Origin of the sequence: Amycolatopsis sp. NBRC 101858, assembly GCF_030269325.1 — a bacterium.
Taxonomy (GTDB): Bacteria; Actinomycetota; Actinomycetes; order Mycobacteriales; family Pseudonocardiaceae; genus Amycolatopsis; species Amycolatopsis ponsaeliensis.
The window spans coordinates 532,216-557,655 of the sequence record NZ_BSTD01000003.1; the positions used below are offsets into that span (position 1 = coordinate 532,216).

The window sequence follows — 25,440 nt, forward strand, 5'->3', positions numbered from 1 at the left end:
CTCAGTGGTCGGCGGCTTCCAGCTCCACGGCCTTCTTCATCGTCTCGCGGGCCCGACGCCGGTCACCCGCGATGTCGTACGCGTACGCCAGCTTGTACCAGGCTCGCCAGTTCTCCTGGTCCGCTTCGACCTCCGCGCGGCGGTCCTGGAACCACGCGTCGGCCGCGTCGCGATCCACGCGTCCGGAGGGACGGCGCGGCAGGTCCGAGACGTCCGGGAGCTCGCCCTCCGCGTCGAGCCGGCGGGACAGCCGCTGGATCTGGACGCCGTTGCGCCAGGTCACGACGACGATCCAGATCCCCAGGATCGGCAGCAGCAGCACGCCGACACCCAGCGCGATGCCCGCGCCGGTCCCCGACGCGAACAGCGCGAACGCCCGGTCGGCGAGCAGCACCAGGTAGACGACCAGCGCCGCCGTCATCAGCAGCGCGACGTTGCGGGCCTTCACAGGTCGAGCACGTTCTCCAGGCCGACCGTCAGGCCGGGCCGCGCCACCACCGTGCGCACGCCGAGCAGCACGCCGGGCATGAACGACGTCCGGTCGAGCGAGTCGTGGCGGATGGTCAGGGTCTCCCCCTCGCCGCCGAACAGGATCTCCTCGTGCGCCACCAGGCCCGGCAGCCGGACCGAGTGCACCCGGACGTCCTCGACCGTCGCCCCGCGGGCGCCGTCCAGCTCGGCCGTCGTCGCGTCGGGCCCCGGCGTCACACCGGCTTCCGCGCGGGCCGCGGCGATCATCCGGGCGGTGTGCGCGGCGGTGCCCGAGGGCGCGTCCGCCTTGCGGTTGTGGTGCAGCTCGATGATCTCGGCGGACGCGTAGAACTTCGCCGCCTGGGCCGCGAACCGCATGGCCAGCACCGCGCCCAGGGCGAAGTTCGGCGCGATCAGCACGCCCAGCGACGGCTTCGGCTCGAGCAGCGCCCGCAGCGCGGCCAGCCGCTCCTCGCTGAAGCCCGTGGTGCCGACGACCGCGTGGATGTCGTGCTCCACCAGGTACTTCAGGTTGTCCATGACGGCGTCGGGGTGGGTGAAGTCGACGACGACCTGAGCCTCGGCCAGCGCCGAGAAGTCGTCGCCCGCGTCCAACGCGGCGACGACCTTCATGTCACCGGCACCTTCGACGGCGTTCACCACCGTCGCGCCCATCCGGCCGCGCGCGCCGAGCACACCGACGTTGATGGTCATGAAGCGATCACCTCGTGCAGATCGTCGGGAAGGTCGTCGGCGTGAGCGTACGGCCCGACGACCGCCGCCGCCGAGACCCCGCCCGGCCGCGCGAACAAAGTGCGAGCGAGCGCACACACCTCTTCGGTGGTGACGGCGTCGATGCGGGCGATCGTCTCGTCGACGCCCAGGTAGTGGCCGTAGTTGAGCTCGCTCTTGCCGATCCTCGACATCCGCGACGACGTGTCCTCCAGGCCCAGCACGATCCCGCCGCGCAGCTGGCCCTTGGCGCGGGCCACCTCGGCGTCGGTCAGGCCGTCGACGCCGACCTTGTCGAGGACCTCGCGGATGACGCCCGCGACGTCGCCGAGCTTCTCCGGCTGGCAGCCCGCGTACACGGCCATGTGCCCGGTGTCGGCGTAGCTCGCCACCGACGAGTACACCTGGTAGGCCAGCCCGCGCCGCTCGCGGATCTCCTGGAACAGCCGCGACGACATGCCGCCGCCGAGCGCCGCGTTGAGCACCGACAGCGCGAAGCGGCGCTCGTCGTGGCGCGACAGCGACCGCAGGCCGAGCATCACGTGCGCCTGCTCGGTGTCGTCGGTGTGCAGGGCGAGCTTCGGGAGGGTCTTGATCCGGGCACGGCCCTCGCGCGGCGCGACCGGCGTCGCCGAGCCGGCCAGCTTGTCGCGCAACGCCTTGCGCACCAGGCGGAGCACCTGGCCGTGGTCGACGTTCCCGGCCACCGCCAGGACCATCCGCGGCAGCGTGTAGCGGCGCTTGTAGAAGTTGCGCAACGCCGCCGGCGACATCTCGATGATCGACTTCTCGGTGCCCAGCACCGGGCGGCCCAGCGGGTGGTCGCCGAGGATCGCACTGACGAACGTCTCGTGCAGCAGGTCTTCGGGGTCGTCGTCGCGCATGGAGATCTCTTCGAGGACGACGCTGCGTTCCATGTCCATGTCGCGGTCGGTGCAGAGCGCCTCGAACACGACGTCGGTGACCAGGTCCACGGCGAGCGGGAGGTCGGCGTCGAGCACCTGCGCGTAGTAGCAGGTGTGCTCCTTCGCCGTGAAGGCGTTGAACTCGCCGCCGACGGCGTCGATCTCCTCGGCGATCTGCGTCGCGTCGCGGTTCTTGGTGCCCTTGAACAGCAGGTGCTCGAGGTAGTGCGCGGCACCGGCGACGGCGACCGGCTCGTCGCGGGAGCCGATGCCCACCCACAGCCCGACCGTGGCCGAGCGGGACGCCGGGACGTGCTCGGTGATCACGCGCAGACCGCCGGGCAGGACGCTGCGCTTGACGACCGCACCGTCCGGAGTGGACTCGAGCGTGCGGGTGGTGCCGACGGGCTGCTCGTGCCCGGAAACCTGCCGTGCCATGGGTTCCTTACTCACGATGCCGCGAAGGCCTCCCCGCCGGAATCGGCGAGGAGGCCTTCGACGGACCTGTCTTGAACCGGACGAGCCGGGTCTTACTTGGCGTCGGCCTTCTCGGCGTCGGCGTCGGCGGCCGGCGCGTCACCCTCGGGCTTCGCGTCGTCCTCCTTGACCACGATCAGGCTGATCTTGCCGCGGTTGTCGATGTCGGCGATCTCGACGCGGAGCTTGTCGCCCACGTTGACGACGTCCTCGACCTTGGCGATCCGCTTGCCGTTGCCCAGCTTGGAGATGTGCACCAGGCCGTCCTTGCCCGGCAGCAGCGAGACGAACGCACCGAACGCGGCCGTCTTCACCACGGTGCCGAGGAAGCGCTCGCCGACCTTGGGCAGCTGCGGGTTGGCGATCGCGTTGATCAGGTCGATCGCCGCGTCCGCCGACGGGCCGTCGGCCGCGCCCACGTAGATCGTGCCGTCGTCCTCGATGGAGATGTCGGCACCGGTCTGCTCGGTGATCGAGTTGATCATCTTGCCCTTCGGGCCGATGACCTCGCCGATCTTGTCCACCGGGATCTTCACGCTGGTGACGCGCGGCGAGTACGGGCTCATCTCGTCCGGGCCGTCGATCGCCTCGGCGATGACCTCCAGGATGGTGAGGCGAGCGTCCTTCGCCTGCTTCAGCGCGGCGGCGAGCACCTCGGAGGGGATGCCGTCGAGCTTCGTGTCCAGCTGCAGGGCGGTGATGATGTCCTTGGTGCCGGCGACCTTGAAGTCCATGTCGCCCATGGCGTCCTCGGCCCCGAGGATGTCGGTCAGCGCGACGTAGCGGGTCTCGCCGTCGACCTCGTCGGAGATGAGGCCCATCGCGATGCCCGCGACCGGCGCCTTCAGCGGCACGCCGGCGTTGTACAGGCCCATCGTGGACGCGCAGACCGAGCCCATCGAGGTCGAGCCGTTGGAACCCAGCGCCTCGGAGACCTGGCGGATCGCGTACGGGAACTCGTCGCGCTTCGGCAGCACCGGGACCAGGGCGCGCTCGGCGAGCATGCCGTGGCCGATCTCGCGCCGCTTCGGCGAACCGACGCGGCCGGTCTCACCGGTGGAGAACGGCGGGAAGTTGTAGTGGTGCATGTAGCGCTTGTGCGTCTCCGGGGACAGCGAGTCGATCTGCTGCTCCAGGCGAAGCATGTTCAGCGTGGTGACGCCCAGGATCTGGGTTTCGCCGCGCTCGAACAGCGCCGAACCGTGCGCCCGCGGGATCACGGCGACCTCGGCCGCGAGCGACCGGATGTCGGTGAGGCCACGGCCGTCCATGCGGATCTTGTCCGTGAGGACGCGCTTGCGCATGACCTTCTTGGACAGCGCCTTGAAGGCGGCGCCGATCTCCTTCTCGCGGCCTTCGAAGGCTTCGCCCTCGCCGACGCCGACCTTCTCCAGGACGGCGGCCTTGACCTCGTCGGTCGCGGCGTCGCGGGCCTGCTTGCCGGCGATCTGCAGCGCGTTCGCCAGGTCGTCGGTCGCGATCGCGGCGACGGCGTCGAAGGCGTCCTGCTCGTAGGCCAGGAAGACCGGGAACTCGCCGGTCGGCTTGGCGGCCACGTCGGCCAGGCGCTGCTGCGCCTCGCAGAGGACCTTGATGAACGGCTTGGCGGCCTCGAGGCCCTCGGCGACCGAGACCTCGTCCGGCGCCTTGCCGCCGGCGGCGATCAGGTCGAGCGTGTGCTCGGTGCCCTCGGCCTCGACCATCATGATCGCGACGTCGTCACCGACGATGCGGCCGGCGACGACCATGTTGAAGGTGGCCTTCTCCAGCTGCGACCAGGTCGGGAACGCGACCCACTGGCCCTCGATCAGGGCGACGCGCACGCCGCCGACCGGGCCCGAGAACGGCAGGCCGGCGATCTGGGTCGACGCCGACGCGGCGTTGATCGCCAGCACGTCGTACGGGTCGTCCGGGTTGAGGCTCTGGACGGTGATGACGACCTGGATCTCGTTGCGGAGACCGTCGGTGAACGACGGGCGCAGCGGCCGGTCGATCAGGCGGCAGGTCAGGATCGCGTCGGTCGAGGGACGGCCCTCGCGGCGGAAGAACGCGCCGGGGATGCGGCCGGCCGCGTACATGCGCTCCTCGACGTCCACCGTCAGGGGGAAGAAGTCGAAGTGGTCCTTCGGGTGCTTCGACGCGGTCGTCGCCGAGAGCAGCATGGTCTCTTCGTCGAGGTACGCGACGACGGCGCCGGCGGCCTGCTTGGCCAGGCGGCCCGTCTCGAAACGAACGGTGCGGGTACCGAACTTGCCGTTGTCGATCACGGCTTCGGTCTCGTGCACGGTGACTCCGGTGGAGTCGGTCATGGATGTTTCTCCTCTTTGGTTCCTTCTATCCGGCGCGAGTCTCCCACCCTGGGACCCGTTTCGCTTGAGGACGCTCGAGGAGTGATGCCGGTCTTCGATCGAAGCCCCCGGGACTCTTCCCGGAAGCCACTACCGAGGACCGGCGGACGGTCCCTCGCGCGCGCTCGCGCCGTTTCTTCCTCTTTAGACCGAGGGGGAGCGACCGGCGGCCACTCCCCCCTCGGGTTCAAGCTATCGGCGCAGGCCGAGGCGCTGGATCAGCGCACGGTAACGCTCGATGTCCACCTTCATCACGTAGTTCAGCAGCCGGCGGCGACGGCCGACCAGCAGCAGGAGCCCGCGACGCGAGTGGTGGTCGTGCTTGTGAGCCTTGAGGTGCTCGGTGAGGCCGACGATCCGCTTGGTCAGCAGCGCGACCTGGGCCTCGGGGGATCCCGTGTCCGAGTCGTGCACGCCGTACTCGGCCAGGATCGACTTCTTCTCTTCGGTGGACAGCGCCACTTGTGTTGCTCCTCGAAATAATCAGTGCCGTGCGGCCCCGGTCGCGGAATGAACGCCGGGAAGACGGTCGCGGCCGCCACGGACTGCAGCCGGACCCGGTCATGACGTTACCAGCCGTCCGGACTGTGCCCCTGAGCAGGGCCTTCAGGTGTTGCCGAGCCCGAACGCACGGGCCACCCGGTACCGGGTCCCGCCCGGCTCGCGCTCGCTGGTCATCAGCACCACTCGGGTGGCCGTCCAACTGCGGCTGCGAAACCCCGACAACACCTCGGTCCAACGCCCGGCCAGCCCCGGTTCTTCCCGGGGGAACCGCGCCAGCGTCAGGTGGGGCACGTACGGCCTCGCCTCTTCGCCGGCCCCCGCGGCGAGCGCGAGGGGCGTCAGCTCGTCTCCGGCGGCAGTCAACCACAGCACCCCGGGGAACGTCGCGGCCTTTTCCAGCCGGACGTCGACGGCCGGGCGGCCGGCCAGCCGCTCCGCCAGCCAGGCGGCGCGGGTGTCCGGGTCGTCCGGCCCGTAGTAGGCGAGGGTGACGTGCCAGCGCTCCGGCGGCTCCCAGCGCAGGCCGTCCCCCGGGTCGCCCAAGGTCTCGGCGAGCGCTTCGGCGACGTCGTCCGGCGGGACCAGCGCGCTGAACAGGGCCGGCATCAGGCGCCGTTGCCCGCCCGGCGCAGCAGGTCGGCGATGGCCGGGAACTCGTCGTCGAGCCGCTTGGCGGCCTCGCCCAGGTCCTCGTCTTCGGCCAGGTCGCGCAGGTAGGCGAGCACCTTCTGGTCCTCGTTGACGACCGGGATGTTGTCGCGGCCGACGGTGGGCCGGGAGTCGCGGACGTCCTCCATCGCGGCCAGCATCGCGTCGCGGTTGCCGGCGGCGACCTCGGGCACCAGGATCTTGCGCTCGAGCATGATCATCCTGGCCAGCACGACCGGGTTGCCGATCTTCGCCCGCCGCCCGCTCATCACCTGGCTGAGCATGGGGGCGCTGATCCCGAGGACCTCGGCCAGGAACGCCTGCGAAACGTCGAACGCGACGACGAGGCGGCGCACCCGGTCACCGAGCGGCTCCCCGTACCACTCGCGCTGCAACGCGATGTTCCGCTGGACGATCTTGTGGTCCTCCACCAGTTCCGCTCCCCTAAACCGCTTCGTGCCGCTCGCGCGTGCACCGTCCGTGAGCATCTTGCCATCGCTGTCACGTGCGTGAACGCGAAATCCCCTATTCGCGCCCGGTCGGGGCGTCCGGGGGCACCTCCAGTGCCTTTCTCGTCTCGACGACGTCGTCGTCGATCTGCGCGACCAGCCCGGCCGAGTCGGCGAACCGGACCTGGTCGCGCAGCCGCGTCACGAAGTCGATCGCCACGTGCTGGCCGTAGAAGTCCTCGTCGACGTCGAGGACGAACGCCTCGACGGTCCGCTCGCGCCCGGAGAACGTCGGGTTCGTGCCCACCGAGACCGCGGCGCGCAGCCGGCGGGTGCGGTCGGCCGAGCGGGTGAACCAGGCACTGTAGACACCGTCGGCCGGGACGGCGGCGAAGCGCGGCGTCGACAGGTTCGCCGTCGGGTAGCCGAGCTCGTGGCCCCGGCCGTCCCCGCGGACGACGATGCCCTCCAGGCGGTGCGGGCGGCCGAGCGCCTCGGCCGCCGCGACGACGTCACCGGCGTCGATGCACGACCGGACGTACGTGCTGGAGAACGTGATCGCCGACTGGTCCTCTTCGGACAGTTCCTTGCCCTGCAGTTCGGCGCCGTAGGCGGCGAAGCCGAACCGGCGGCCGAGGGTGCGCAGCAGCGCGACGTCGCCGGCCGCCTTGGCACCGAAGGTGAAGTTGTCGCCGACGATCACCGCGGCCGCGTGCAGCCGGTCGACGAGGACCTCGTGCACGAACTCCTCCGGCTGCAGCCGGGACAGCTCCAGGGTGAAGGGCAGCACGCAGAAGACGTCGATGCCGAGGCTTTCGACGATCTCCGCCTTGCGCCGCAACGTGGTGAGCTGCGCCGGGTGGCTCCCGGGCCGCAGCACCTCCGACGGGTGCGGGTCGAACGTCACCATGACGCTCGGCAGGCCGCGCTCGGCCGCCGCGGCCACGGTCCGGCTGACCAGCTCCTGGTGCCCGCGGTGGACACCGTCGAACACGCCGATGGTGACCACGCACCGGCCCCAGCCGCCGGGGAGGTCCCCCAGTCCACGCCACCGCAGCACGTCGAACTCCCGTCTCTCACCCGTCACCCTAGGCGGGCAGCAACACGACCACTGCCCGGGACACGCCTTGTTCGTCGGTGGCCAGGGCGAGGACCCGGCCGTCGGGCCCGAAGAGCCCGTAGGTGCCCTCGACGCCGGCCGCCGGGATGCGCTGGCCGTGGCGGACGGCTTTCGCCGTCGCGGCGTCGAGGTCGCGCCGCGGGAAGGCCGCGGCGACGGCGGCGTCGAGGTCCAGGCTCAGCTCGGGCGTCTCCTCGAGCTGGTCGAGGGTCCGCGCCTTGGCCAGGGTGAAGGGGCCGACCGTGGTGCGCCGCAGCGCCTGGAGGTGGCCCCCGACGCCGAGGTCCGCGCCGAGGTCGCGGGCCAGCGCGCGGACGTAGGTGCCGGACGAGCACTCGACGACGGCGTCGACCTCGACGCGGTCGTCTTCGTGCCGCACGCCGAGGACGTCGAAGCGGTAGACGGTGACCGGGCGCGGCGGGAGGACGACCTCCTCGCCGGCGCGGACGCGGGCGTAGGCGCGCTTGCCGTCGATCTTGACGGCGCTCACCGCGCTGGGCACCTGCTGGATGGCGCCGGTCAGCTTCTCGACCCCGGCGGCGATGTCGTCGTCGGTGACGGACTTCGGGTCCGCCGTCGTGAGGACCTCGCCCTCGGCGTCGTCGGTCGTGGTGCTGCTGCCGAGGCTGAGGGTGGCCAGGTAGGTCTTACGGTCCAGCGCCAGGTGGCCGAGCAGCTTGGTGGCGCGCTCGATGCCGAGCACCAGCACGCCGGTCGCCATCGGGTCGAGCGTGCCGGCGTGCCCGACCTTGCGGGTGCCCATGATCCGGCGGGCACGGGCGACGACGTCGTGCGACGTCATGCCGGCGGGCTTGTCGACGATCACGAGACCGGGCGGCGGGGCGGGACGGCGGGGCGGTTTGGGGCTCGACACGCGGCAAACCCTAGCGGCCGCCGATCGTGGATCGATCAGGCCGCTCGGCCGGGCCACCATGGGGGTGTGACGGAGATCGAAGTCCGGGCCGCCCGGCCCGCCGAGCTCGAAGCGGTCGCCGCGCTCCGGTGGCGCTGGGTGGCCGAGCGGGACGGCCTGGCCGGCGCCGGCCGCGAGGCGTTCGTGCGGGAGTTCGCCGCGTGGGCGCGGGAGAACGCGGCCACCCACCGCTGCCTCGTCCTGGTGCGCGGCTGCGAGGTCCTCGGGATGGCGTTCCTGGCGATCACCCCGCGCGTGCCGACGCCGTCGGCGGTGTCGCGGGCCGCCGGGGACGTGCAGAGCGTGTACGTCGTCCCGGAAGCCCGCGACGGCGGCCTCGGCGGGCGGCTGATCGAAGGCGTCCTGCGGCTGGCCGGGGAGCTGGGGCTGGAGCGGGTCACCGTGCACTCGTCACCGCGGGCCGTGCCCGCCTACGAGCGGCGCGGGTTCTCGGTGGCGCCGCAGCTGCTGCAGGCGCTGGTCAAGCGGCCACGATCGGGGTCTCGGGCAGAGCGGCGTCCCAGCGGCGGCGGGTGATGCGCACCGGCAGCTCCTCGCCGCGGGCTTCGGCCAGGAACAGGTGGGCGCGCGTCCGGCGCCACCACACGAGCATCCGGGACGTGCCCACCGCCAGGATCGCGACGATCGCCAGCAGCGAGATCCGGAAGCTCCCGCCGGTCCACTGCAGCAGGACGCCGACGAGCAGGGCCGCGATGGTCGTCGCCACGAAACCGCCGACGTTGACCACGCCGGTCGCGGTGCCGACGCGGGACAGCGGGTTGTAGTCGCGAGCGAGCGCGAAGCCGATCATCGACGCCGGGCCGCCGAGGGCGAGGAAGGCGAACGCGGGCACCAGCAGGCCCACCGGCACCTGCCCGGGCCAGCTCAGCAGCACCGCCCAGAGCAGCGCGGCCCCGCCGATGTACCCGCCGACCAGCGGCATCCGCAGCGACGGGCGGCGCCCGATCAAGCCGCCCAGGAAGGGGCCGCCGGCCATCGAGCCGAAGACGAACACGGTGAGCAGCGCGCTCGCGGTGGCCTTCGACTGGCCCTGGCCCTGCACCAGCCACGGCACGCCCCACAGCAGCGTCAGGGCGTTGGGGGCGAACATCGTGCTGAAGTGGACCCAGAAGCCCAGGCGCGTCCCCGGCGTCCGCCACGCCTCGGCGACCTGGTGGGCGAGCTGGCGCGGGCGGACGGCTTCGCGGACCGGCGGCTGCTCCCCGGCGGGGACGTCGCGGACCCGGAGCGTCACGACCAGGGTGTAGAGGACGGTGACGGCGCCGACCGCGAGGAACGTCGGGGTCCAGCCGGCGCTGTCGAGCACCAGCGAGAGCGGGACGGTGGCGGCGAGGTTGCCGATGTAGCCGACGGCCGCGGTGAACGACGTCAGCAGCGCGTACTGGCGGCCCGGGAAGTGGGCGGCGACCAGGCGCAGGACGCTGACGAAGGTGAGCGCGTCGCCGAGGCCGAGGACGCCGCGGGCGACCAGGCCGAGGCTGTAGGAGTGGGCGATGCCGAGGAGGAGCTGGCCGGCGCCGAGCACGAGCACCGCGACGGTGAGGACGCGGCGGGGGCCGTAGCGGTCGACCAGGACGCCGGTCGGGATCTGCATCGCGGCGTAGACGCCGACCTGCAGCACGGTGAACGTCCCGAGCGCGGCCGCGCCGACGCCGAAGCGCTCGGCCGCCTGCAGCCCGGCGACGCCGAAGGAGGTGCGGTGGAAGACCGCGAGGAGGTAGACGGTGACGGCGGCGAGCCAGATGAGCCAGGACCGGGCCGTGGCGCGGCCGGTGGCGGGCGGCACGAGGACCTCCAGGGATTCGGCGTACGGGGCGTGCGGACGCCTGCGCTGCCGTCCTTACTACTTGTAGCGCCTAAGCAACGACGAAACATAGCTGTTATCCCGGTGGCGTTCACCACATGGTTGTATCTGAATGTTCTTCACATTCGGGGGTGGTTTCGTGACCGGGCTGCACGGGGCACACGCGGTGATCACCGGCGGGTCCAGCGGGATCGGCCTGGCGACGGCGGCGGCGCTGGCCGCGCGCGGCGCGTCGGTTTCGCTGGTGGCACGGGACGAATCGCGGCTGCGGAAGGCTTCGGTGTCGCTGAAGTCACGCGGGGCCTCGGTGCGGACCGCCGTCGCCGACGTCTCGTCGCAGGCCGAGGTGGAGCAGGCGTTCTCGGAGCTGGAGGCGGCCGCGGGGCCGTGCGACGTGCTGGTGACGTGCGCGGGCCAGGCGCGTCCGGGCGAGTTCCTGGAGCTCGACGACGAGGTCTTCCGGCGGATGGTGGAGGTCGACTACTTCGGGACGCTGCACGCGGTCCGGGCGGTGGCGCCATCGATGGTCCGGCGGCGCAGCGGCTCGATCGTCGCGATCTCGTCGGCGGCCGCGGTGCTGGGGATCTACGGGTACACGGCGTACGCACCGGCGAAGTTCGCGGTGCGCGGGCTGATGGAGGCGCTGCGGGACGAGCTGAACCCGGCCGGGGTGCACGTCGCGTGCGTGTACCCGCCCGACGTCGACACGCCGCAGCTGGCGGAGGAGAACCGCTGGAAGCCGGCCGAGACGGCGGCGATCAGCGGGACTATCCGCCCGATGGCGGCCGAGGCCGTGGCGACGGCGATCGTCCGGGCGGTGGAGCGGGAGCGGTACGCGGTGTACCCGGACCGGTCGGTGGCCCTGCTGGCGGCTTTGGGCCCGCTGGCAGCCCCGTTCCTGCGCCGGATGGTGGACCGCCGCGTCCGCCACGCCCGCCGAACCCGCACCTGACCGTGATGGGAACGCCGACACGCGTGATTGGAAGGTCAGCTCGCGTGATTGGAGCGCCGACACGACGCGCGGGGCCGGAGTCCGGCGTGTCGACCCTTCAATCACGCGTGTCGACCCCCTGATCACGCGTGTTGGCTGCTCCATCACGCGGAACGGGTCAGGCGGGGCGGATTGCGCCGGTTATCGCCCAGTTTCCGGAGCGCCAGCGGAGGAGCACGAACGCCAGGCGGAGGACCATGAACAGGGACAGGCCGGTCCAGATGCCCGTCAGGCCCCAGCCGAAGCCCAGGGACGCCCAGATCAGCGGCAGGAAACCGAGCGCCGCGCTGCCGAGGGTCGCGTTGCGGAGGAACGCCGCGTCGCCCGCTCCGAGCAGGACGCCGTCGAGCGCGAAGACCACCCCCGCGATCGGCTGCAGTGCCACGAAGAACCACCACGCGTGCGGGATCTCCGCCAGCACCCCCGGGTCGGACGTGAACGCGTGCGGCAGCACCCACGACAGCGCCGCGAACACCACGCCGAGGAAGCAGCCCAGCAGCAGCCCGTACCCGGTGATCTGGTTGGCCACCCCGCGGGCCTGCCGCGCCGCGTTCGCCCCCAGTGCCGCCCCCACCAGGGACTGCGCCGCGATCGCCACCGAGTCCAGCACCAGCGCCAGGAACGTCCACAGCTGCAGCACCACCTGGTGCGCGCCCACTGCTTCGGTCGACGTCCGGGCCGCGACGGCCGCCGCCGAGATGAAGCACGCCTGGAACGCCAGGCTGCGCAGCACCAGGTCGCGGCCGAGGCCCAGCTGCGCGCGCATCACCTTGAAGTCGGGCCGCAGGCCGGCCTTCTCGCGCACCAGCGCCGCGATGAACAGCCCCGCCGAGATCACCTGCGCGACGACGTTCGCGATCGCCGAGCCCTCCAGCCCCAGGCCGGCCCAGTAGACGAGCACCGGGCAGAGCACGGCCGAGATCCCGTTGCCCGCCAACACGTATCGCAACGGCCTCGCGGCGTCCTGCACCCCGCGCATCCAGCCGTTGCCGGCCATGGTGACCAGGATCAGCGGCGCCCCGGACAACGCGATCCGGATCCACGACACCGCCGCGCCGGCGACCTCGTCGCTGCCCGAGAGCACCCGCGCGATCGGCCAGGCCAGCAGCTGCCCGGCGACCAGCACGAAGAGCCCGACGAACACCGCGAGCCACGTCGCCTGCACGCCCTCGCGGACCGCGTCGGCCCGGCGGCCGGCACCGTGCAGCCGGGCCGTGCGCGACGTCGTGCCGTACGACAGGAACGTCAGCTGGCTCGACACCTGGGCCAGCACGACGCCGCCGAGCGCGAGCCCGGCCAGCGGCAGCGCGCCCAGGTGGCCGACCACCGCGGTGTCGACCAGCACGTACAACGGCTCGGCGGCCAGCACCCCGAGCGCGGGCACGGCCAGGCCGAGCACGCGCTTCGCCGGGATCCGCTCCGCTTCCTCCACGTTCACCACGAATCGGACTCTAACCGCCGGCACCGACAGTTCCGGCCGGCGGGAAGCTCACAGCAGCGGCGCCCGCTCCAGCGCCGCCCGCAATCCGGCCAGGACCTCCTCGGCGGTCCCCTCGATCGTGCAACCGGCGGCCTGCCGGTGCCCGCCGCCGCCGAACTCCGCCGCCACCGCCGAGACGTCGATCCCGATGCTGCGCAACGAGATCTGCCACTGCGCGGGGTTCGACAGGTCCTGTTTGAGCACCGCCGCGACGGCCGCCTCGCGCACCGAGCGGACGACGTCGATCACCGACTCGACCTCTTCGCCGCGCACCGTCCGCGCCGCGTCGACGCGGACCACCGCGTGCACGAAACCCCGCCCCTGCGCGGCATCCGGCTCCAGCTCGGCCTCGCGCAGCACGGACGACAGCATCGGCAGCCACGTGAACGGCCGCTCGTCGACGATCCGCCGCACCACCGCTTCGGCGTCGACGCCCGCCTCCAGCAGCCGCGCCGCCATCCGGTGCGTCTCGGGGCTGGCCCGCCGGAACCCGCTCGTGTCGGTGACGATCCCCGCGTAGATCCCGCGGGCGATCGGCTCGTCCAGCTCGACGCCCATCGCGTCCAGGATCCGGAACACGAGGATCGCGCTGGCCTCGGCGGACTCGTCGACGACGTGGCAGGAGCCGTAGAACGTGTTGGTCGCGTGGTGGTCGATCACCAGCACCGCGCCGGCCAGCTCGACGCGCCCGGCGAGCCGGCCCAGCCGCTTCGGCACCGGCGTGTCGACGCAGACCAGCAAGGCCTCGGTGTCGGGCAGGTCATCCGGGTGGGTGAGCAGGCCGTCCTCGTCGAGCCACCGCAGCGTCTCCGGGGCCTCGTCCGGCTCGCCGAAGGAGACGCGCACCGTCGCGCCGCGCTGCCGCAACGCCCGGCCGAGGGCGAGCGCGCTGCCGAGGGCGTCCGCGTCCGGGCGGACGTGGCCGAGCACGGTCACGTCGGTGGCCGACGCGAGCAGCGCGGCCGCGTCCCGGATGTCCTGCGCCGAAGAAGGGGTCACGGTGCGTCACGCTACGCTCTGCGGGATGCCTGAGTACGTGATCCTGGTCCACCCGTCCGCCAATCGGGTCTACGCCGCCTCCTCCCCCGCGCTGCTGCGCGCCGAGCTGGCGGTCTTCGGCGCGGCGCTGTCCGCCGAGCTGTCCGGGATCGAGGAGCTCGAGCTCGGCGGTGTCGGCTACGTCCGCTTCACCAGTTCGGCGCCGCTGGGCGAGCGCGACCTCGCGCTGCTGTCGAACCTGTCGTCGCTGTACGCCCTGTTCGAGCTGGGTGACGGCGTCCTGCGCCCGGTCACCGTGACGCCGCTGGCGAAGGCCGACTCGGACCTGCTGACCATCCTGAAGTACGCCGGCAAGACGAACGAGTCGTTCACGAAGCTCCTGCTGAACGTCACGCTGCTGGCGACCGCGGACCCCTTCTCGGACAAGCCCAAGTACCTGCTCGACCCGCTGTGCGGCCGCGGCACCACGCTCAACCAGGCGATCATGTACGGCCTGCACGCCACCGGCCTGGACGTCGACGCCAAGGACTTCGAGGCGTACGAGGCGTTCATCAAGACGTGGCTGCGCAACAAGCGCGTCAAGCACACCGCCGACTCGGGACAGCTGCGGCGCAACAAGGTCCGGCTCGGGCGCCGGCTCGACATCGAGTACGCCCTGGACAAGGACGACTACAAAGCAGGCGACACCCGCAAGCTCACCTACTTCCAGGCTGACACCCTGACCACCGACGAGGTGCTGCGCGCGAACTCGTGCGACGTGATCGTCACCGACGCGCCCTACGGCGTGCAGCACGGCAGCCACCGCGAAGCCGGCCTGCAGCGCAGCCCGCGCGACCTGCTCGCGGCGGCCGTCCCGGTGTGGACGCGGGTGCTGCGCCCCGGCGGCGCGCTCGGGATCTCGTGGAACACCACCGTGCTGCCGCGCGAAGAGCTCGTCGAGGTGCTGCGCAAGGCCGGGCTCGACGTCCGCGAAGACGGGCCGTGGGCGGAGTTCACCCACCGGGTGGACCAGGCCATCCTGCGTGACCTGGTCGTCGCCGTGAAGCCCGCCTCCTGAGTCGACAAAGCGCTACTGGGTGAGCTCGCTGCGCGCCTGCCCGTTCTCCTCCGGGGCTCCGGCCGGAGCCGGCGGCGGCGTGGTCAGGCCGCGCTTCACCGAGTCCAAGATGGACAGTCCCTGGCCGACGAGCCCGGCGGCCATCTCCCCGAGACCGTCGGCGCCGTTGAGGATGTTGACGTTCGCGCCGGCCAGCCCGCGCCCGGCCTCCTTGACGATCTGCGGCAGCTGGTCGATGAGCATCCGGTCGAGCGCGACGCGGTTGTTCGACGCGGCCGCCTCCGCCTGAACGCGCATCTTCTCCGCGTCGGCCAGCGCCAGGATGCGGATCCGCTCGGCCTCCGCGTCGGCCGGCTTGATGACCTCGGCCACCAGCTGCTGCTGCCGCAGCTCGGCTTCGCGCTGGGCCAGCTCGGTCCGCGCGTCGACGACCTGCTGCTGCGCTTTCGCCTGCGCGAGCGGCCCGGCCTGGGCCGCCTCGGCCTGCGCCGCCTCGACTTCGGCGCGGTACTGCGCCTGCACGATCGACGTCTGCCGGGCGTACTCCGCCTGCGTCCGCTGCGACTCCTGCTCGGCCTCGGCCGCCTTCTTGTTCGCCACGGCCTGCGCGATCTGGGCGTCCCGCTGGATGGCGGCGTTGTGCGGCGCGGCCATCGCGGCGATGTAGCCGAGCTTCATGTCGTCGATCGACTGGATCTGCAGCGCGTCGACCGACAGGCCGATCTTCGCCATCTCCACCGCCGAGCCGTCCAGCACCTCGGTGGCGAGCTTCTGCCGCTCGGTGATGATCTCCTCGACGGTCATCGACCCGATGATCGAGCGCAGGTGACCGGAGAAGATGCGGCCGGTCAGCACCGACATCTGGTCCTGGTCGGAGAGGAACCGCTGGCCGGCGTTGACGATGCTCTCGGTGTCGTTGCCGACCTTGAACGCGATCACCGCCCGCACGGTCAGGGCGATGGCCTGTTTCGTGACGCACACTTCGGTCACTTCGGCCTCACACATGGAAAGCGTGAGGAACCGGACTTTCCGGAAGACCGGCATGACGAACGCGCCGTGGCCGGTGACGACCCGGAACGGCGACGCGCCCTTGCTGCTCTTGCCGCCCGAAATCAGCATCGCTTCGTTGGGGGCCGGCACGCGATAACCGAACATCGATTGTCCTTCCGCGAGCACTAGGAAGTGGGTTCCGAGACGTCCCACGCCACGACGTCGACCGTGCGCCGGCCCCGGGTTTCGACGACCAGCACGGTCGTCCCCTTCGGCAGCTCCGTGTCGGACCAGGCCAGGAAGGTCTCCAGACCGCCCCTGATCCTGATCAGCACCTCCCCGGGCCCCCGCTGCCCGCGGGTGCCGACCAGGAGGACTCCGGTGCGGCCCGACGGCGACAGGTCGGAGTGCATGTGCCGGCCTCCCTCGCCCGTCCGCCTCGTCGCGGGTGTCCCCGCTCACCCATTGTGCTCCCGGCGGGCGGGGCGGTGCGGCACTGTGAGGTTCCGATCAGGAGGCAACCGGCGGGGGCACCCGGGCGTGAACAGCCCGGGACGGGGGCCGGCTTGGCTATACTCCGGGCCGTGACGGTCGAGCAACGCCCCCTGCGCGCGGACGCCCGGCGCAACCGGGAGGCGCTGGTCGTGGCCGCGCGGGAGGTGTTCGGCGCCAAGGGCGTCGACGCCCCGCTCGACGAGATCGCGCGCCGCGCCGAGGTCGCGATCGGCACGCTCTACAACCGGTTCCCGACGCGGGCCGACCTCGTCGAGGCCGCGTTCCTGCCGACGCTGGAAGAAGCGAAGGCGGTCACCGAAGAAGCCCTCGCCCTCGACGATCCCTGGGACGGTTTCGTGCTCTTCCTCGAACGGTCGGTCCTGATGCAGGTCAGCGACCGTGGCTTCACCGAAGTGTGTTCGCGGGCGTTCGACCCGGACTCGGGGCTGGAGAAGGCCAAGCACGGCAACGCTTCCCGGATGCAGCGGATCGTCACGCGCGCCCAGGAGGCCGGAGCGCTGCGGCCGGACTTCCGGCTCCTCGACCTGGCGTCCGTGTTCGCCGCCGCCACCGCGGCGCCCGACTGGCGGCGCGGGCTCGCCCTCGTCCTCGACGGCCTGCGCGCGGCCGCCGCGCACCCGCTGCCGTGACCTGGCTCGCGGACACCCGCACGTCCTACGACACGGTGGCGGAAAGCTACGCCGAGTTCATGGCGGATGCCCTCGGCAAGCAGCCGTACCTGCGGGCGGCGCTGACGCTGTTCGCATCCGAGGTCGACGGGCCGGCGGCGGACGTCGGCTGCGGCCCGGGGTACTTCACGGCGTACCTGCATTCGCTGGGCGTCGACGCGTGCGGCATCGACCTTTCCCCGGCGATGATCGACCTCGCGCGCAGGGAGCACCCGGGACCGCGGTTCGAGGTGGGCTCGATGACGGACCTGCCCCTGCCGGACGCGTCGATGGCGGGCGTGCTGGCGTCGTGGTCGCTGATCCACGTCCCGGACGACGACGTCCCGCTGGCCCTCGGCCACTTCCGGCGCGTGCTGCGGCCGGGCGGGCTGCTGGTGATCGGCTACCACGTGGGCGTGGGAACACGGCTGAAGACCGAAGGCTACGGAGGACACCCGATGCGGGTCCACGTCCACCTGCGGCAGCCGTGGTGGCTGGCGAAGCGGGTACGGGCGGCCGGGTTCACGATCGAGGCGGAGTGGGCGCTGAACCCGGAGAACGAGGTGTCGCAAGCAATCCTGTTCGCGCGCGCGTCAGCTTAGCCGCTGCCCCACGAACTTCAGGACGTCCGGCAGGATCCCGCGCCAGTACTCGGCTTCGTGCTTGCCCGGGGAGAAGCTCGACACCGCCGGGTTCGCCGCCTTGATCAGCTTGCGGTCCGCGCCCAGGAACGGGTCCGACTCGCCGCACCAGATGCCGAGCCGGTCGGCCGGTAGATCTTCCGTGTGCAGCAACGGTTCCTCCGCGCGCCAGTTTTCCTCGCCGGAGAACACCTTGCGGCTGCGGGCATCCGGCCAGCTGACGAACAGGGCCGCGCTCGCCGTGGCGACCGCTTTCAGGTCCGAGTGGGCGCGGGCGAAGCGCAACGCGCCGAAGCCGCCCATGGAAATGCCGAACACCGCCGAAGCCGGGCTCAGGTCGCGGCCCATCAGCCAGCCCGGGACTTCCTCGGTGAGCATGCGCTGCGGGTCGTCGCCGGCACCGACGTCGACCCAGTAGTGGTCGCCGTCGAGCGCGGCGACCGCGAACGGCGGCACGCCCGCGCGGACCGCCGCCGTCAACGCCGAGGGGACGCCCAGGTCGAGGAAGGTCCGCGCGCGGGCGCCGCGGCCGTGCAGGGCCAGGCACACCGGCAGCCCCGACGACGGGACGCCTTCGGGGGTGATCAGGACCAGGTCGACGTCGGTGCCGCGGGCCATCGAGTGCACGCGCTGGACCGTCACCGGGTCGAGCGGTGCCATCGGGTGCGACGGCACCGGCACCGCGGGCGGCTCGGACGGCGCCGCCGAGCAGCCCGCCAGCAGCGCGAGTGCGCTGCCGGCGAGCAGGCCGCGGCGGGAGAGCACGGGTCAGCCCCGGCTCTCCTCCTCCGCCAGCTCGTCTTCGTCCTCGGTTTCGCGAGGCGCCTTGTACGGGTCGGGCTCGCCCGCGTGCTGGGCTCCCGCCGAGCGGCGCGCGACCTCCGCGTCGGCCTCGCGGGCCTTCGCGAGGAGGTCCTCGATCCGCTTCGACTCCTCGGGGATGGTGTCCGCGACGAACGTCAGCGTCGGCGTGTAGCGGACCCCGGTGCCCTGCCCGACCTTCGTGCGCAGCATCCCCCGCGCCGATTCGAGCGCGGCGGCGGCACCGGCGAAGTCCGGGGCGGCGTCCAGCTTCTCGCCGAGCACCGTGTAGTACACCGTGGCGTCGTGCAGGTCGCCGGTGACCTTCGTGTCCGTGATGGTCACGTAGTCCAGCCGGGAGTCCTTGACCTCGTGTTCGATCGCGGACGCCACGATCTGCGAGATCCGCTTCGCGAGCTTGCGAGCCCGAGCAGGATCAGCCATGTCTTTCTCCTAGTCTTCTGGACCGAGCAGCCGGCGGCGGGCGGTGAGCAGCTCGAACTCCGGCCGGCTCGCCACGTACCGCTCACACGAGTCGAGCACGTCACGGACGTGCTCGCCACCTTCGGCGACCACGGCCACCCCGATGAGGGTCCGGCGGTGCAGCTCGGTGTGACCGGCTTCGGCCACCGAGACGGCGAAGCGCTTGCGCACCTCGGCCAGCACCGGACGGACCACGGATCGCTTCTGCTTCAGCGAATGGACGTCGCCGAGCAGGATGTCGAGCTCTAGGGCTCCGACGAACATAGGCAAATGAGGTGGTGTCGTAGGGAATGGGGAGCGAAGCCCCGGGTGCGCGGCCTGAGCCGCACACCCGGGGACAACCGCCTTACGCGCGGGGCTTCTCGCGCTGCTCGTACGTCTCGATCAGGTCGCCGACCTTCAGGTCGCCGTACGAACCGAGCGTCAGACCGCACTCGTAGCCCTCGCGGACCTCGACCACGTCGTCCTTGAACCGCCGCAGCGAGCTGACCGGCAGGTTCTCCGCGACGACAGTGCCGTCGCGCAGCAGCCGGGCGCGCGCGTTGCGCCGGATCTCGCCGGACATGACCAGGCAACCCGCGATCGTGCCGATCTTGGAGGACTTGAAGACCTCGCGAACCTCCGCGCGGCCCAGCTCGACCTCTTCGTACTCCGGCTTGAGCATGCCCTTGAGGGCCTGCTCGATCTCGTCGATCGCCTGGTAGATGACCGTGTAGTACCGGACGTCGACGCCCTCGCGGGTGGCCCGCTCGGTCGCCTTGCCCTGGGCGCGGACGTTGAACCCGAGGACGATCGCGTCGGACGCGGTCGCCAGGTCGATGTCCGACTCGGTCACGCCACCGACACCGCGGTGGACCACGTTCAGCTCGACCTCGTCGCCGACGTCCAGCTGGAGCAGCGAGGCTTCGAGGGCCTCGACGGTACCCGAGTTGTCACCCTTGATGATCAGGTTGAGGCTGTTCGTCTCCTTCAAGGCGGAGTCGAGGTCCTCGAGGCTGACCCGCTTGCGGCGCGACGCGTTGAGCGCGTTGCGCGTGCGAGCGGAGCGGCGCTCGGCGATCTGCCGGGCGACGCGGTCCTCGTCGACCACCAGGAAGGTGTCGCCCGCACCCGGCACCGAGGTGAACCCGATGACCTGGACGGGACGCGACGGCAGCGCCTCGGTGACGTCGACGTTGTGCTCGTCGACCATCCGGCGGACGCGGCCGTAGGCGTCACCCGCCACGACCGAGTCGCCGACGCGCAGTGTGCCGCGCTGGACCAGGACGGTGGCCACCGGGCCGCGGCCGCGGTCGAGGTGCGCCTCGATCGCGACACCCTGGGCCTCCATATCCGGGTTGGCCCGGAGGTCCAGAGCGGCGTCGGCGGTCAGCAGGATCGCCTCGAGCAGGCCGTCGATGTTGATGTTCTGCCGCGCGGAGATCTCGACGAACATCGTGTCGCCGCCGTACTCCTCGGCGACCAGGCCGTACTCGGTCAGCTGCTGCCGGATCTTGTCCGGGTTCGCGCCTTCCTTGTCGATCTTGTTGATCGCGACCACGATCGGGGCCTTGGCGGCCTGCGCGTGGTTGATCGCCTCGACCGTCTGCGGCATCACACCGTCGTCGGCCGCCACCACGATCACCGCGATGTCGGTCGAGTTCGCACCACGGGCACGCATGGCGGTGAACGCCTCGTGGCCCGGGGTGTCGATGAAGGTGATCAGGCGCGGGTTGCCCTCGAGCTCGGTCTCGATCTGGTACGCACCGATGTGCTGCGTGATGCCGCCGGCCTCGCTCTCGCGGACCTTCGTCTTCCGGATCGTGTCGAGCAGGCGGGTCTTACCGTGGTCGACGTGACCCATGATGGTCACGACCGGCGGCCGGACCTGGAGGTCTTCTTCCTCACCGGCGTCCTCGCCGTAGGTGATGTCGAAGGTCTCCAGCAGCTCGCGGTCCTCTTCCTCCGGCGAGACGACCTGAACCGTGTAGTTCATTTCGCCGCCGAGCAGCTCGAGGATGTCGTCCGACACGGACTGCGTCGCGGTGACCATCTCGCCGAGGTGGAAGAGCACCTGCACCAGCGAAGCCGGGTTGGCGTCGATCTTCTCGGCGAAGTCGGTCAGCGAAGCACCCCGCGGCAGCCGGATCGTCTCGCCCTGCCCCTTGGGCAAGCGGACTCCGCCGACGCTGGGCGCCTGCATGTTGTCCATGTACTCCTGGCGCTTCTGCCGCTTCGACTTGCGGCCCTTGCGCGAGGGACCACCCGGGCGCCCGAAGGCACCCGCGGTGCCGCCACGGCCACCGGGGCCACCACGGCCACCGCCGCCGCCGCGGAAACCGCCGCCGCCGGCCGGGGCACCGGTGCCGCCACCCGGGCGGAAACCGCCGCCGCCACCGCCGCCGCCACCGGGGCCGCCGCGGAAGCCACCGCCGCCGCCACCGCCACCGGGACCGCCGCGGAAACCGCCGCCACCGCCACCGGGACGACCGCCGCCGCCACCGGGGCCGCCACGGGCGCCGCCACCGGGACCACCGCGGGCGCCGCCACCGGGACCGGCGGGACGCTGCGTGCGGCCCGGCATCATGCCGGGGTTCGGCCGCGGGGGCATGTTGCCCGGGCTCGGCCGGTTGCCACCGGCGCCGCCACCGGGCCGCGGGGCCGGACGGTCACCGCCGCCACCGGTCCCACCGGGACGCGGCGGGCGGTTGTCGCCGCCCTGGCCGCCACCCGGGCGCGGGCCCTGCGGACGCGGCGGGGCGCCGGAACCGACGCCGAACGGGTTGTTGCCGACCCGCGGGGTGCGCGGACCGGGCTTGGGACCGCCGGGCTTGGGGCCCTGCGGCTTCGGCGGGACGACCGAACCGGTGTTGCCCGAAGGCGCGGCCGGGGTCTCCTGCTTGGGTGCGGCCGGGGTCTCGGCCTTCGCCGCCGGGACCTGCTCCTGGGGAGCGGGCGCGGCCGGCTGCTGACGCGGGCCGGGTCGCGGGCCGGGGCCCGAGGGACGGCCACCCGGTGCGGCGGCCGGCTTCGAAGCCGGTGCCTGCTGCTGCGGGGCCGCCGCGGGGGCGGCCTTCGCGGCGGGCGCCTGCTGCTGCGGCGTGGGCGACGCGGGCTTGGGCGCGGGAGCGCCCGGCTTGGCGGCCGGGGGCCCGGGGCGCGCCGACGGGCCGGGGGTCGGAGTGGGCTTCTTGGCGCCCTTGGGGGCGTACGCGTCGCGGAGACGGCGGGCGACGGGCGCCTCGACCGTGGACGACGCGGACTTCACGAACTCGCCCTGTTCCTTCAACTTGGCGAGAACGTCCTTGCTGGTGATGCCGAGCTCCTTAGCGAGCTCGTGTACGCGGGCCTTGCCTGGCACAGCTCTCCTCATCTAGGGGAGGCCAGGCGGGAACCCGCTGACCTCGTCCTTATTGTCTCGCGTTCATGGCTTCAGCTTCACGGCTGACTCATGACGGGTCGACCTGCTTCCTTGGTTCCTCGCGAAGCCGGGTACGTCCCGGCTTCGTGGTGCGAAGTGGTGCGCCCGACGTGGTCGTGAACCTCACGGACGTCGAGCGCCCCGGGAGCCCGCAAGGCTCTCGGGAAGGCTCGCCGCCGTTCGGCCTTGGCCAGGCAGTCCGGATCGGGGTGCAGCCAAGCTCCCCGGCCCGGCAGCCGCCGACGCTCGTCGACGACCACCCGCCCGGCCACCGCGACCACGCGCAGCAGCTCACCGATCAATGCCCGCCGCTTGCAGCCGACACAAGTCCGCACCGGAAGATTCCGGTGGGGCTGGTGCTCGGCTACCCGCCGCGGGCGTTGAACCACTCCTGAGTCTAGCGCTTCGACCTTCACTCAGCCGAACCGGTTGTCGCGGCGGGCCGCGATGGACGGGCGTGGTCTTGATCACCCTCGTCGTCCGCCGGTGCGGCGTCGCTGCGGATGTCGATCCGCCAGCCGGTCAGGCGGGCGGCGAGGCGGGCGTTCTGGCCCTCCTTGCCGATCGCCAGCGACAGCTGGAAGTCCGGCACCACGACGCGGGCGGTCTTCGCCCGCTCGTCCACGACTCGTACCGAAACAACCTTCGCCGGGGACAGGGCATTCCCCACGAACCGGGCCGGGTCCTCGGAGTAGTCGATGATGTCGATCTTCTCGCCGGCCAGTTCGCTCATCACGTTGCGCACGCGCGCGCCGACCGGGCCGATGCAGGCGCCCTTGGCGTTCACGCCCGCGACGGTGGACTTCACGGCAATCTTCGTGCGGTGCCCCGGCTCGCGCGCGACGGCGGCGATTTCGACCGTCCCGTCGGCGATCTCCGGGACCTCCAGCGCGAACAGCTTGCGCACCAGGTTGGGGTGCGAGCGCGAGAGCGTGATCTGCGGGCCGCGGTTGCCGCGCGACACGGTGACCACGTAGGCCTTGATCCGGCTGCCGTGCTCGTACGACTCGCCGGCCACCTGCTCCGCCGACGGCAGCACGCCCTCGGTGTCCCCGACCTGGACCACGACCATGCCGCGGGCGTTGGCGCGGGCGTCGCGCTGGATGACGCCGGCGACGATCTCGCCCTCCTTGGTGGAGAACTCGCCGAAGGTCTTCTCGTGCTCGGCGTCGCGCAGCCGCTGCAGGATGACCTGGCGCGCGGTGGTGGCGGCGATCCGGCCGAAGCCCTCGGGGGTGTCGTCCCACTCCTCGTCGGTCTCGCCGTCGTGGGTCAGCGTGCGCGCGAGCACGCGCACCAGGCCGGTCTTGCGGTCGATGTCGATGCGGGCGTGCGGCTGGTGGCCCTCGGTGTGCTTGTACGCGGTGAGCAAGGCCGTCTCGATGGCCTCGATCACCGTTTCGAAGGGGATGTCCTTGTCCCGTTCGATCGCCCGTAGCGCGGCGATGTCGACGTTCACTTCGACCCCTTCTCCGTCTCGGCGGCGATCATGCCGGACGCGTCGTCTTCGAGCAGTTTCAAGTCCTCGGCGGGCGGCTGCTTGAACTCGATCTCCACGACCGCCTTCGCCACGCCGGCGTAGCGGACGTCGCGGATCTTGCCGCCTTCGAGGACGCGGGCGGCGTCCGCGCCCGCGTGACCGACCCGGCCGATGAAGGCCGCGCCTTCGGCCGGCGTGACCTTCACCAGGCGGAAGCGCGCGCGGCGCCAGTGCCGCCGCTCGGTGAGCGGGCGGTCGAGGCCCGGCGAGGTGACCTCCAGCGTGTAGGCGCTCGCGAGCACGTGCTCGTTCTCGTCGAGCACCGCCGAGACCTTGCGGCTGACGTCGGCGACCTCGTCCAGCCCGACACCGTCGTCGGAGTCGACGACGACCTTGACCAGCTGCCGCCGGCCGGCCTGCTGCACCTCGAACGAGTCGAGGTCGAAACCCGCGGCGGTGACGGCTTCGGCCACTATCGGCTGAAGCCGGCTGGCGAGTTCTCCTGGCACGTGGGGCTCTCCTCGGTCGAGGTTCGGGTCGGTGGTGGACCAGCTTATCCGGTCGCCCGGTGACCCCGCGCGAGCGGCGGGCGTGCCCGGGGGCCTGGCAGGATGGGCCGACGTGACCGGAAGACCGACCGACCTGACCCGTCGTGCCGCCCTCCGCGCGGGGGCACTGGCCGCGCTGGCCGTCCCCCTGGCCGCGTGCGGGCCCGGCTACGACGAGAGCCCCGACCCGCTGCAGCCCCTGCTGGCCGCCGCCGAGGCGGACGCCGCCGCCGCGCGGGCGCTGGCCAAGGGCGGCGACGCCGACGCCGCCGGCCAGCTCGCCGACGCGCGCGCGGCGCACGCGGCCGCGCTGAAGTCCGAAGTGGACCGCCTGAACCGGCCGAAGCCGTCGGCGTCCCCGACGCCCCCGGCGCCGGCCGCCCTCGGCGACCTGAAGGAGCGGCTGGCGACCGCCCGCAAGCAGGCCGAAGACCTCGTCGGCGGGCTGCCGCGCTACCGCGCCGGGCTCGTCGCGGCGGTGGCGGCCGGCTGCGCGGCACTGCAGCGCACCGCCCCGGCGCTGGGCCCCGGCGAGGACGCCCCGGCGCCCGCGGGGACCACCGCGGCCGTCCCCGCGGAGGTGGTGGACCCGCTGCAGACCGCGCTCGCCGCCGAGCACGCCGCCGTCTGGGTGTACGGGCTGGTCAGCGCGTTCCTGCCGGGCGACTTCGGCGACGCCGAGAAGTCCGGGGCGGCGGAGCACGCGGTGCGCCGCGACCTGCTGCAGACGATGCTGTCCGCGTCCGGGGCGACGCCTGTCGCGCCCGAAGCGGCGTACGTGCCGAAGAAGCCGGTGACGGACGCGAAGTCGGCGTCGCTGGTGGTCGCGACGGCCGAAGCGGACTGCGCGAACGCGTGGCTGGCGGTGGTGAACCACACCGACGACGGGGCCCTGCGCACGACGGCGCTGCACGCCTTGGTGGCGGCTTCGCGGCGCGGGACGCCCTGGCGGTCCGAGGCGGGCGAGAAGCCGGTCGCGATCGCGATGCCCGGCCAGGCGGGCTGACGCCGGACC

At 72.2% G+C, this 25,440-nt stretch carries 27 protein-coding genes; 6 read left to right on the plus strand and 21 right to left on the minus strand.

Annotated features, from left to right (window positions below):
• Window position 1 precedes the first annotated feature (1 nt).
• The 9 genes from QSK39_RS25930 to truB all read right to left on the minus strand — a co-directional run bounded on the left by QSK39_RS25930 (window position 2) and on the right by truB (window position 8,528).
• Window positions 2–448 (minus strand): tetratricopeptide repeat protein, encoded by a 447-nt coding sequence (locus QSK39_RS25930; RefSeq protein WP_285480425.1) that lies wholly within the window; start codon window positions 446–448, stop codon window positions 2–4.
• Window positions 445–1,185 carry a 4-hydroxy-tetrahydrodipicolinate reductase gene (dapB, locus tag QSK39_RS25935; protein ID WP_285480426.1) on the minus strand — a complete coding sequence of 247 codons (741 nt, stop codon included), beginning with the start codon at window positions 1,183–1,185 and terminating at the stop codon, window positions 445–447. The genes QSK39_RS25930 and dapB overlap by 4 nt, the downstream gene beginning before the upstream one ends.
• Window positions 1,182–2,546, minus strand: coding sequence for a M16 family metallopeptidase (locus QSK39_RS25940; RefSeq protein WP_285480427.1), 1,365 nt, complete (start codon window positions 2,544–2,546; stop codon window positions 1,182–1,184). Before QSK39_RS25940 ends, dapB begins: the two co-directional genes overlap by 4 nt.
• A gap of 92 nt (window positions 2,547–2,638) precedes the next feature.
• Window positions 2,639–4,894: a polyribonucleotide nucleotidyltransferase gene (locus tag QSK39_RS25945; protein ID WP_285480428.1), complete on the minus strand. Its 2,256-nt coding sequence runs from the start codon at window positions 4,892–4,894 to the stop codon at window positions 2,639–2,641.
• A 231-nt stretch (window positions 4,895–5,125) separates the two neighbouring features.
• Window positions 5,126–5,395, minus strand: coding sequence for a 30S ribosomal protein S15 (gene rpsO, locus QSK39_RS25950; protein WP_003084034.1), 270 nt, complete (start codon window positions 5,393–5,395; stop codon window positions 5,126–5,128).
• A gap of 144 nt (window positions 5,396–5,539) precedes the next feature.
• The gene (gene thpR / locus QSK39_RS25955; RefSeq protein ID WP_285480429.1) at window positions 5,540–6,043 is read right to left on the minus strand and encodes an RNA 2',3'-cyclic phosphodiesterase; all 504 of its coding nucleotides are present in this window, start codon (window positions 6,041–6,043) and stop codon (window positions 5,540–5,542) included.
• Window positions 6,043–6,516 carry a helix-turn-helix domain-containing protein gene (locus QSK39_RS25960; RefSeq protein ID WP_284749483.1) on the minus strand — a complete coding sequence of 158 codons (474 nt, stop codon included), beginning with the start codon at window positions 6,514–6,516 and terminating at the stop codon, window positions 6,043–6,045. Before QSK39_RS25960 ends, thpR begins: the two co-directional genes overlap by 1 nt.
• 94 nt (window positions 6,517–6,610) lie before the next feature.
• Window positions 6,611–7,594, minus strand: coding sequence for a bifunctional riboflavin kinase/FAD synthetase (locus QSK39_RS25965; RefSeq protein ID WP_285480911.1), 984 nt, complete (start codon window positions 7,592–7,594; stop codon window positions 6,611–6,613).
• Window positions 7,595–7,622: 28 nt separating this feature from the next.
• Window positions 7,623–8,528, minus strand: a complete 906-nt coding sequence (gene truB / locus QSK39_RS25970) for a tRNA pseudouridine(55) synthase TruB (protein WP_285480430.1) — start codon at window positions 8,526–8,528, stop codon at window positions 7,623–7,625.
• 66 nt (window positions 8,529–8,594) lie between these two features.
• On the opposite strand from truB, the gene QSK39_RS25975 reads away from it, so the two are divergent.
• Window positions 8,595–9,104: a GNAT family N-acetyltransferase gene (locus QSK39_RS25975; RefSeq protein ID WP_285480431.1), complete on the plus strand. Its 510-nt coding sequence runs from the start codon at window positions 8,595–8,597 to the stop codon at window positions 9,102–9,104.
• Here QSK39_RS25975 and QSK39_RS25980 read toward each other — a convergent pair.
• The gene (locus QSK39_RS25980; protein WP_285480432.1) at window positions 9,049–10,374 is read right to left on the minus strand and encodes an MFS transporter; all 1,326 of its coding nucleotides are present in this window, start codon (window positions 10,372–10,374) and stop codon (window positions 9,049–9,051) included. The genes QSK39_RS25975 and QSK39_RS25980 overlap by 56 nt on opposite strands.
• Before the next feature lie 157 nt (window positions 10,375–10,531).
• On the opposite strand from QSK39_RS25980, the gene QSK39_RS25985 reads away from it, so the two are divergent.
• Window positions 10,532–11,344 carry an SDR family oxidoreductase gene (locus tag QSK39_RS25985; protein ID WP_285480433.1) on the plus strand — a complete coding sequence of 271 codons (813 nt, stop codon included), beginning with the start codon at window positions 10,532–10,534 and terminating at the stop codon, window positions 11,342–11,344.
• Between the two features lie 157 nt (window positions 11,345–11,501).
• Here QSK39_RS25985 and QSK39_RS25990 read toward each other — a convergent pair whose 3' ends face one another.
• On the minus strand, window positions 11,502–12,821 hold the full coding sequence (locus tag QSK39_RS25990) for an MATE family efflux transporter (RefSeq protein ID WP_285480912.1): 1,320 nt from the start codon (window positions 12,819–12,821) through the stop codon (window positions 11,502–11,504).
• A gap of 51 nt (window positions 12,822–12,872) precedes the next feature.
• Window positions 12,873–13,862, minus strand: coding sequence for a DHH family phosphoesterase (locus tag QSK39_RS25995; RefSeq protein ID WP_285480434.1), 990 nt, complete (start codon window positions 13,860–13,862; stop codon window positions 12,873–12,875).
• A 25-nt stretch (window positions 13,863–13,887) separates the two neighbouring features.
• Between QSK39_RS25995 and QSK39_RS26000 the strand changes: the two genes are divergently transcribed.
• Complete coding sequence (locus QSK39_RS26000; RefSeq protein ID WP_285480435.1) at window positions 13,888–14,919, plus strand: TRM11 family SAM-dependent methyltransferase; 1,032 nt, start codon at window positions 13,888–13,890, stop codon at window positions 14,917–14,919.
• A gap of 12 nt (window positions 14,920–14,931) precedes the next feature.
• Here QSK39_RS26000 and QSK39_RS26005 read toward each other — a convergent pair whose 3' ends face one another.
• Together QSK39_RS26005 and QSK39_RS26010 are read right to left on the minus strand one after the other, a co-directional pair.
• The gene (locus QSK39_RS26005) at window positions 14,932–16,074 is read right to left on the minus strand and encodes an SPFH domain-containing protein (protein ID WP_285480436.1); all 1,143 of its coding nucleotides are present in this window, start codon (window positions 16,072–16,074) and stop codon (window positions 14,932–14,934) included.
• 20 nt (window positions 16,075–16,094) lie between these two features.
• Entirely contained in the window at window positions 16,095–16,322 is a 228-nt protein-coding gene (locus tag QSK39_RS26010; protein WP_284749492.1) for an NfeD C-terminal domain-containing protein, read from the minus strand.
• Between the two features lie 171 nt (window positions 16,323–16,493).
• On the opposite strand from QSK39_RS26010, the gene QSK39_RS26015 reads away from it, so the two are divergent.
• Together QSK39_RS26015 and QSK39_RS26020 are read left to right on the plus strand one after the other, a co-directional pair.
• On the plus strand, window positions 16,494–17,054 hold the full coding sequence (locus tag QSK39_RS26015) for a TetR/AcrR family transcriptional regulator (protein WP_285480437.1): 561 nt from the start codon (window positions 16,494–16,496) through the stop codon (window positions 17,052–17,054).
• Window positions 17,051–17,674, plus strand: coding sequence for a class I SAM-dependent methyltransferase (locus tag QSK39_RS26020; protein WP_285480438.1), 624 nt, complete (start codon window positions 17,051–17,053; stop codon window positions 17,672–17,674). Before QSK39_RS26015 ends, QSK39_RS26020 begins: the two co-directional genes overlap by 4 nt.
• Here the strand turns inward: QSK39_RS26020 and QSK39_RS26025 are convergent.
• The 7 genes from QSK39_RS26025 to rimP form a co-directional block, all read right to left on the minus strand.
• The gene (locus QSK39_RS26025; RefSeq protein ID WP_285480439.1) at window positions 17,666–18,478 is read right to left on the minus strand and encodes an alpha/beta hydrolase; all 813 of its coding nucleotides are present in this window, start codon (window positions 18,476–18,478) and stop codon (window positions 17,666–17,668) included. The genes QSK39_RS26020 and QSK39_RS26025 overlap by 9 nt on opposite strands.
• 3 nt (window positions 18,479–18,481) lie before the next feature.
• Complete coding sequence (rbfA, locus tag QSK39_RS26030) at window positions 18,482–18,958, minus strand: 30S ribosome-binding factor RbfA (RefSeq protein ID WP_285480440.1); 477 nt, start codon at window positions 18,956–18,958, stop codon at window positions 18,482–18,484.
• A 9-nt stretch (window positions 18,959–18,967) separates the two neighbouring features.
• The gene (locus QSK39_RS26035) at window positions 18,968–19,261 is read right to left on the minus strand and encodes a DUF503 domain-containing protein (RefSeq protein WP_285480441.1); all 294 of its coding nucleotides are present in this window, start codon (window positions 19,259–19,261) and stop codon (window positions 18,968–18,970) included.
• Between the two features lie 82 nt (window positions 19,262–19,343).
• Window positions 19,344–22,337 carry a translation initiation factor IF-2 gene (gene infB, locus QSK39_RS26040; protein WP_285480442.1) on the minus strand — a complete coding sequence of 998 codons (2,994 nt, stop codon included), beginning with the start codon at window positions 22,335–22,337 and terminating at the stop codon, window positions 19,344–19,346.
• Window positions 22,338–22,414: 77 nt separating this feature from the next.
• Window positions 22,415–22,732, minus strand: coding sequence for a YlxR family protein (locus QSK39_RS26045; RefSeq protein ID WP_284749499.1), 318 nt, complete (start codon window positions 22,730–22,732; stop codon window positions 22,415–22,417).
• 77 nt (window positions 22,733–22,809) lie between these two features.
• On the minus strand, window positions 22,810–23,856 hold the full coding sequence (gene nusA / locus QSK39_RS26050) for a transcription termination factor NusA (protein WP_285480443.1): 1,047 nt from the start codon (window positions 23,854–23,856) through the stop codon (window positions 22,810–22,812).
• Window positions 23,853–24,386, minus strand: coding sequence for a ribosome maturation factor RimP (gene rimP, locus QSK39_RS26055; RefSeq protein WP_285480444.1), 534 nt, complete (start codon window positions 24,384–24,386; stop codon window positions 23,853–23,855). The genes nusA and rimP overlap by 4 nt, the downstream gene beginning before the upstream one ends.
• Before the next feature lie 112 nt (window positions 24,387–24,498).
• Between rimP and QSK39_RS26060 the strand changes: the two genes are divergently transcribed.
• A complete protein-coding gene (locus QSK39_RS26060; protein ID WP_285480445.1) occupies window positions 24,499–25,431 on the plus strand; it encodes a ferritin-like domain-containing protein in 933 nt (310 codons plus the stop codon).
• Window positions 25,432–25,440 lie beyond the last annotated feature (9 nt).

Bases quoted from the DNA above. Each gene is read 5' to 3' on its own strand.
- QSK39_RS26010 (WP_284749492.1), bottom strand. From the start codon at position 16,322: ATGCACTCCGACCTGTCGCCGTCGGGCCGCACCGGAGTCCTCCTGGTC.
- rbfA (WP_285480440.1), bottom strand. From the start codon at position 18,958: ATGGCTGATCCTGCTCGGGCTCGCAAGCTCGCGAAGCGGATCTCGCAG.
- thpR (WP_285480429.1), bottom strand. From the start codon at position 6,043: ATGCCGGCCCTGTTCAGCGCGCTGGTCCCGCCGGACGACGTCGCCGAA.
- QSK39_RS25940 (WP_285480427.1), bottom strand. From the start codon at position 2,546: ATGGCACGGCAGGTTTCCGGGCACGAGCAGCCCGTCGGCACCACCCGC.
- QSK39_RS26000 (WP_285480435.1), top strand. From the start codon at position 13,888: ATGCCTGAGTACGTGATCCTGGTCCACCCGTCCGCCAATCGGGTCTAC.
- QSK39_RS26035 (WP_285480441.1), bottom strand. From the start codon at position 19,261: ATGTTCGTCGGAGCCCTAGAGCTCGACATCCTGCTCGGCGACGTCCAT.
- QSK39_RS26005 (WP_285480436.1), bottom strand. From the start codon at position 16,074: ATGTTCGGTTATCGCGTGCCGGCCCCCAACGAAGCGATGCTGATTTCG.
- dapB (WP_285480426.1), bottom strand. From the start codon at position 1,185: ATGACCATCAACGTCGGTGTGCTCGGCGCGCGCGGCCGGATGGGCGCG.
- QSK39_RS25945 (WP_285480428.1), bottom strand. From the start codon at position 4,894: ATGACCGACTCCACCGGAGTCACCGTGCACGAGACCGAAGCCGTGATC.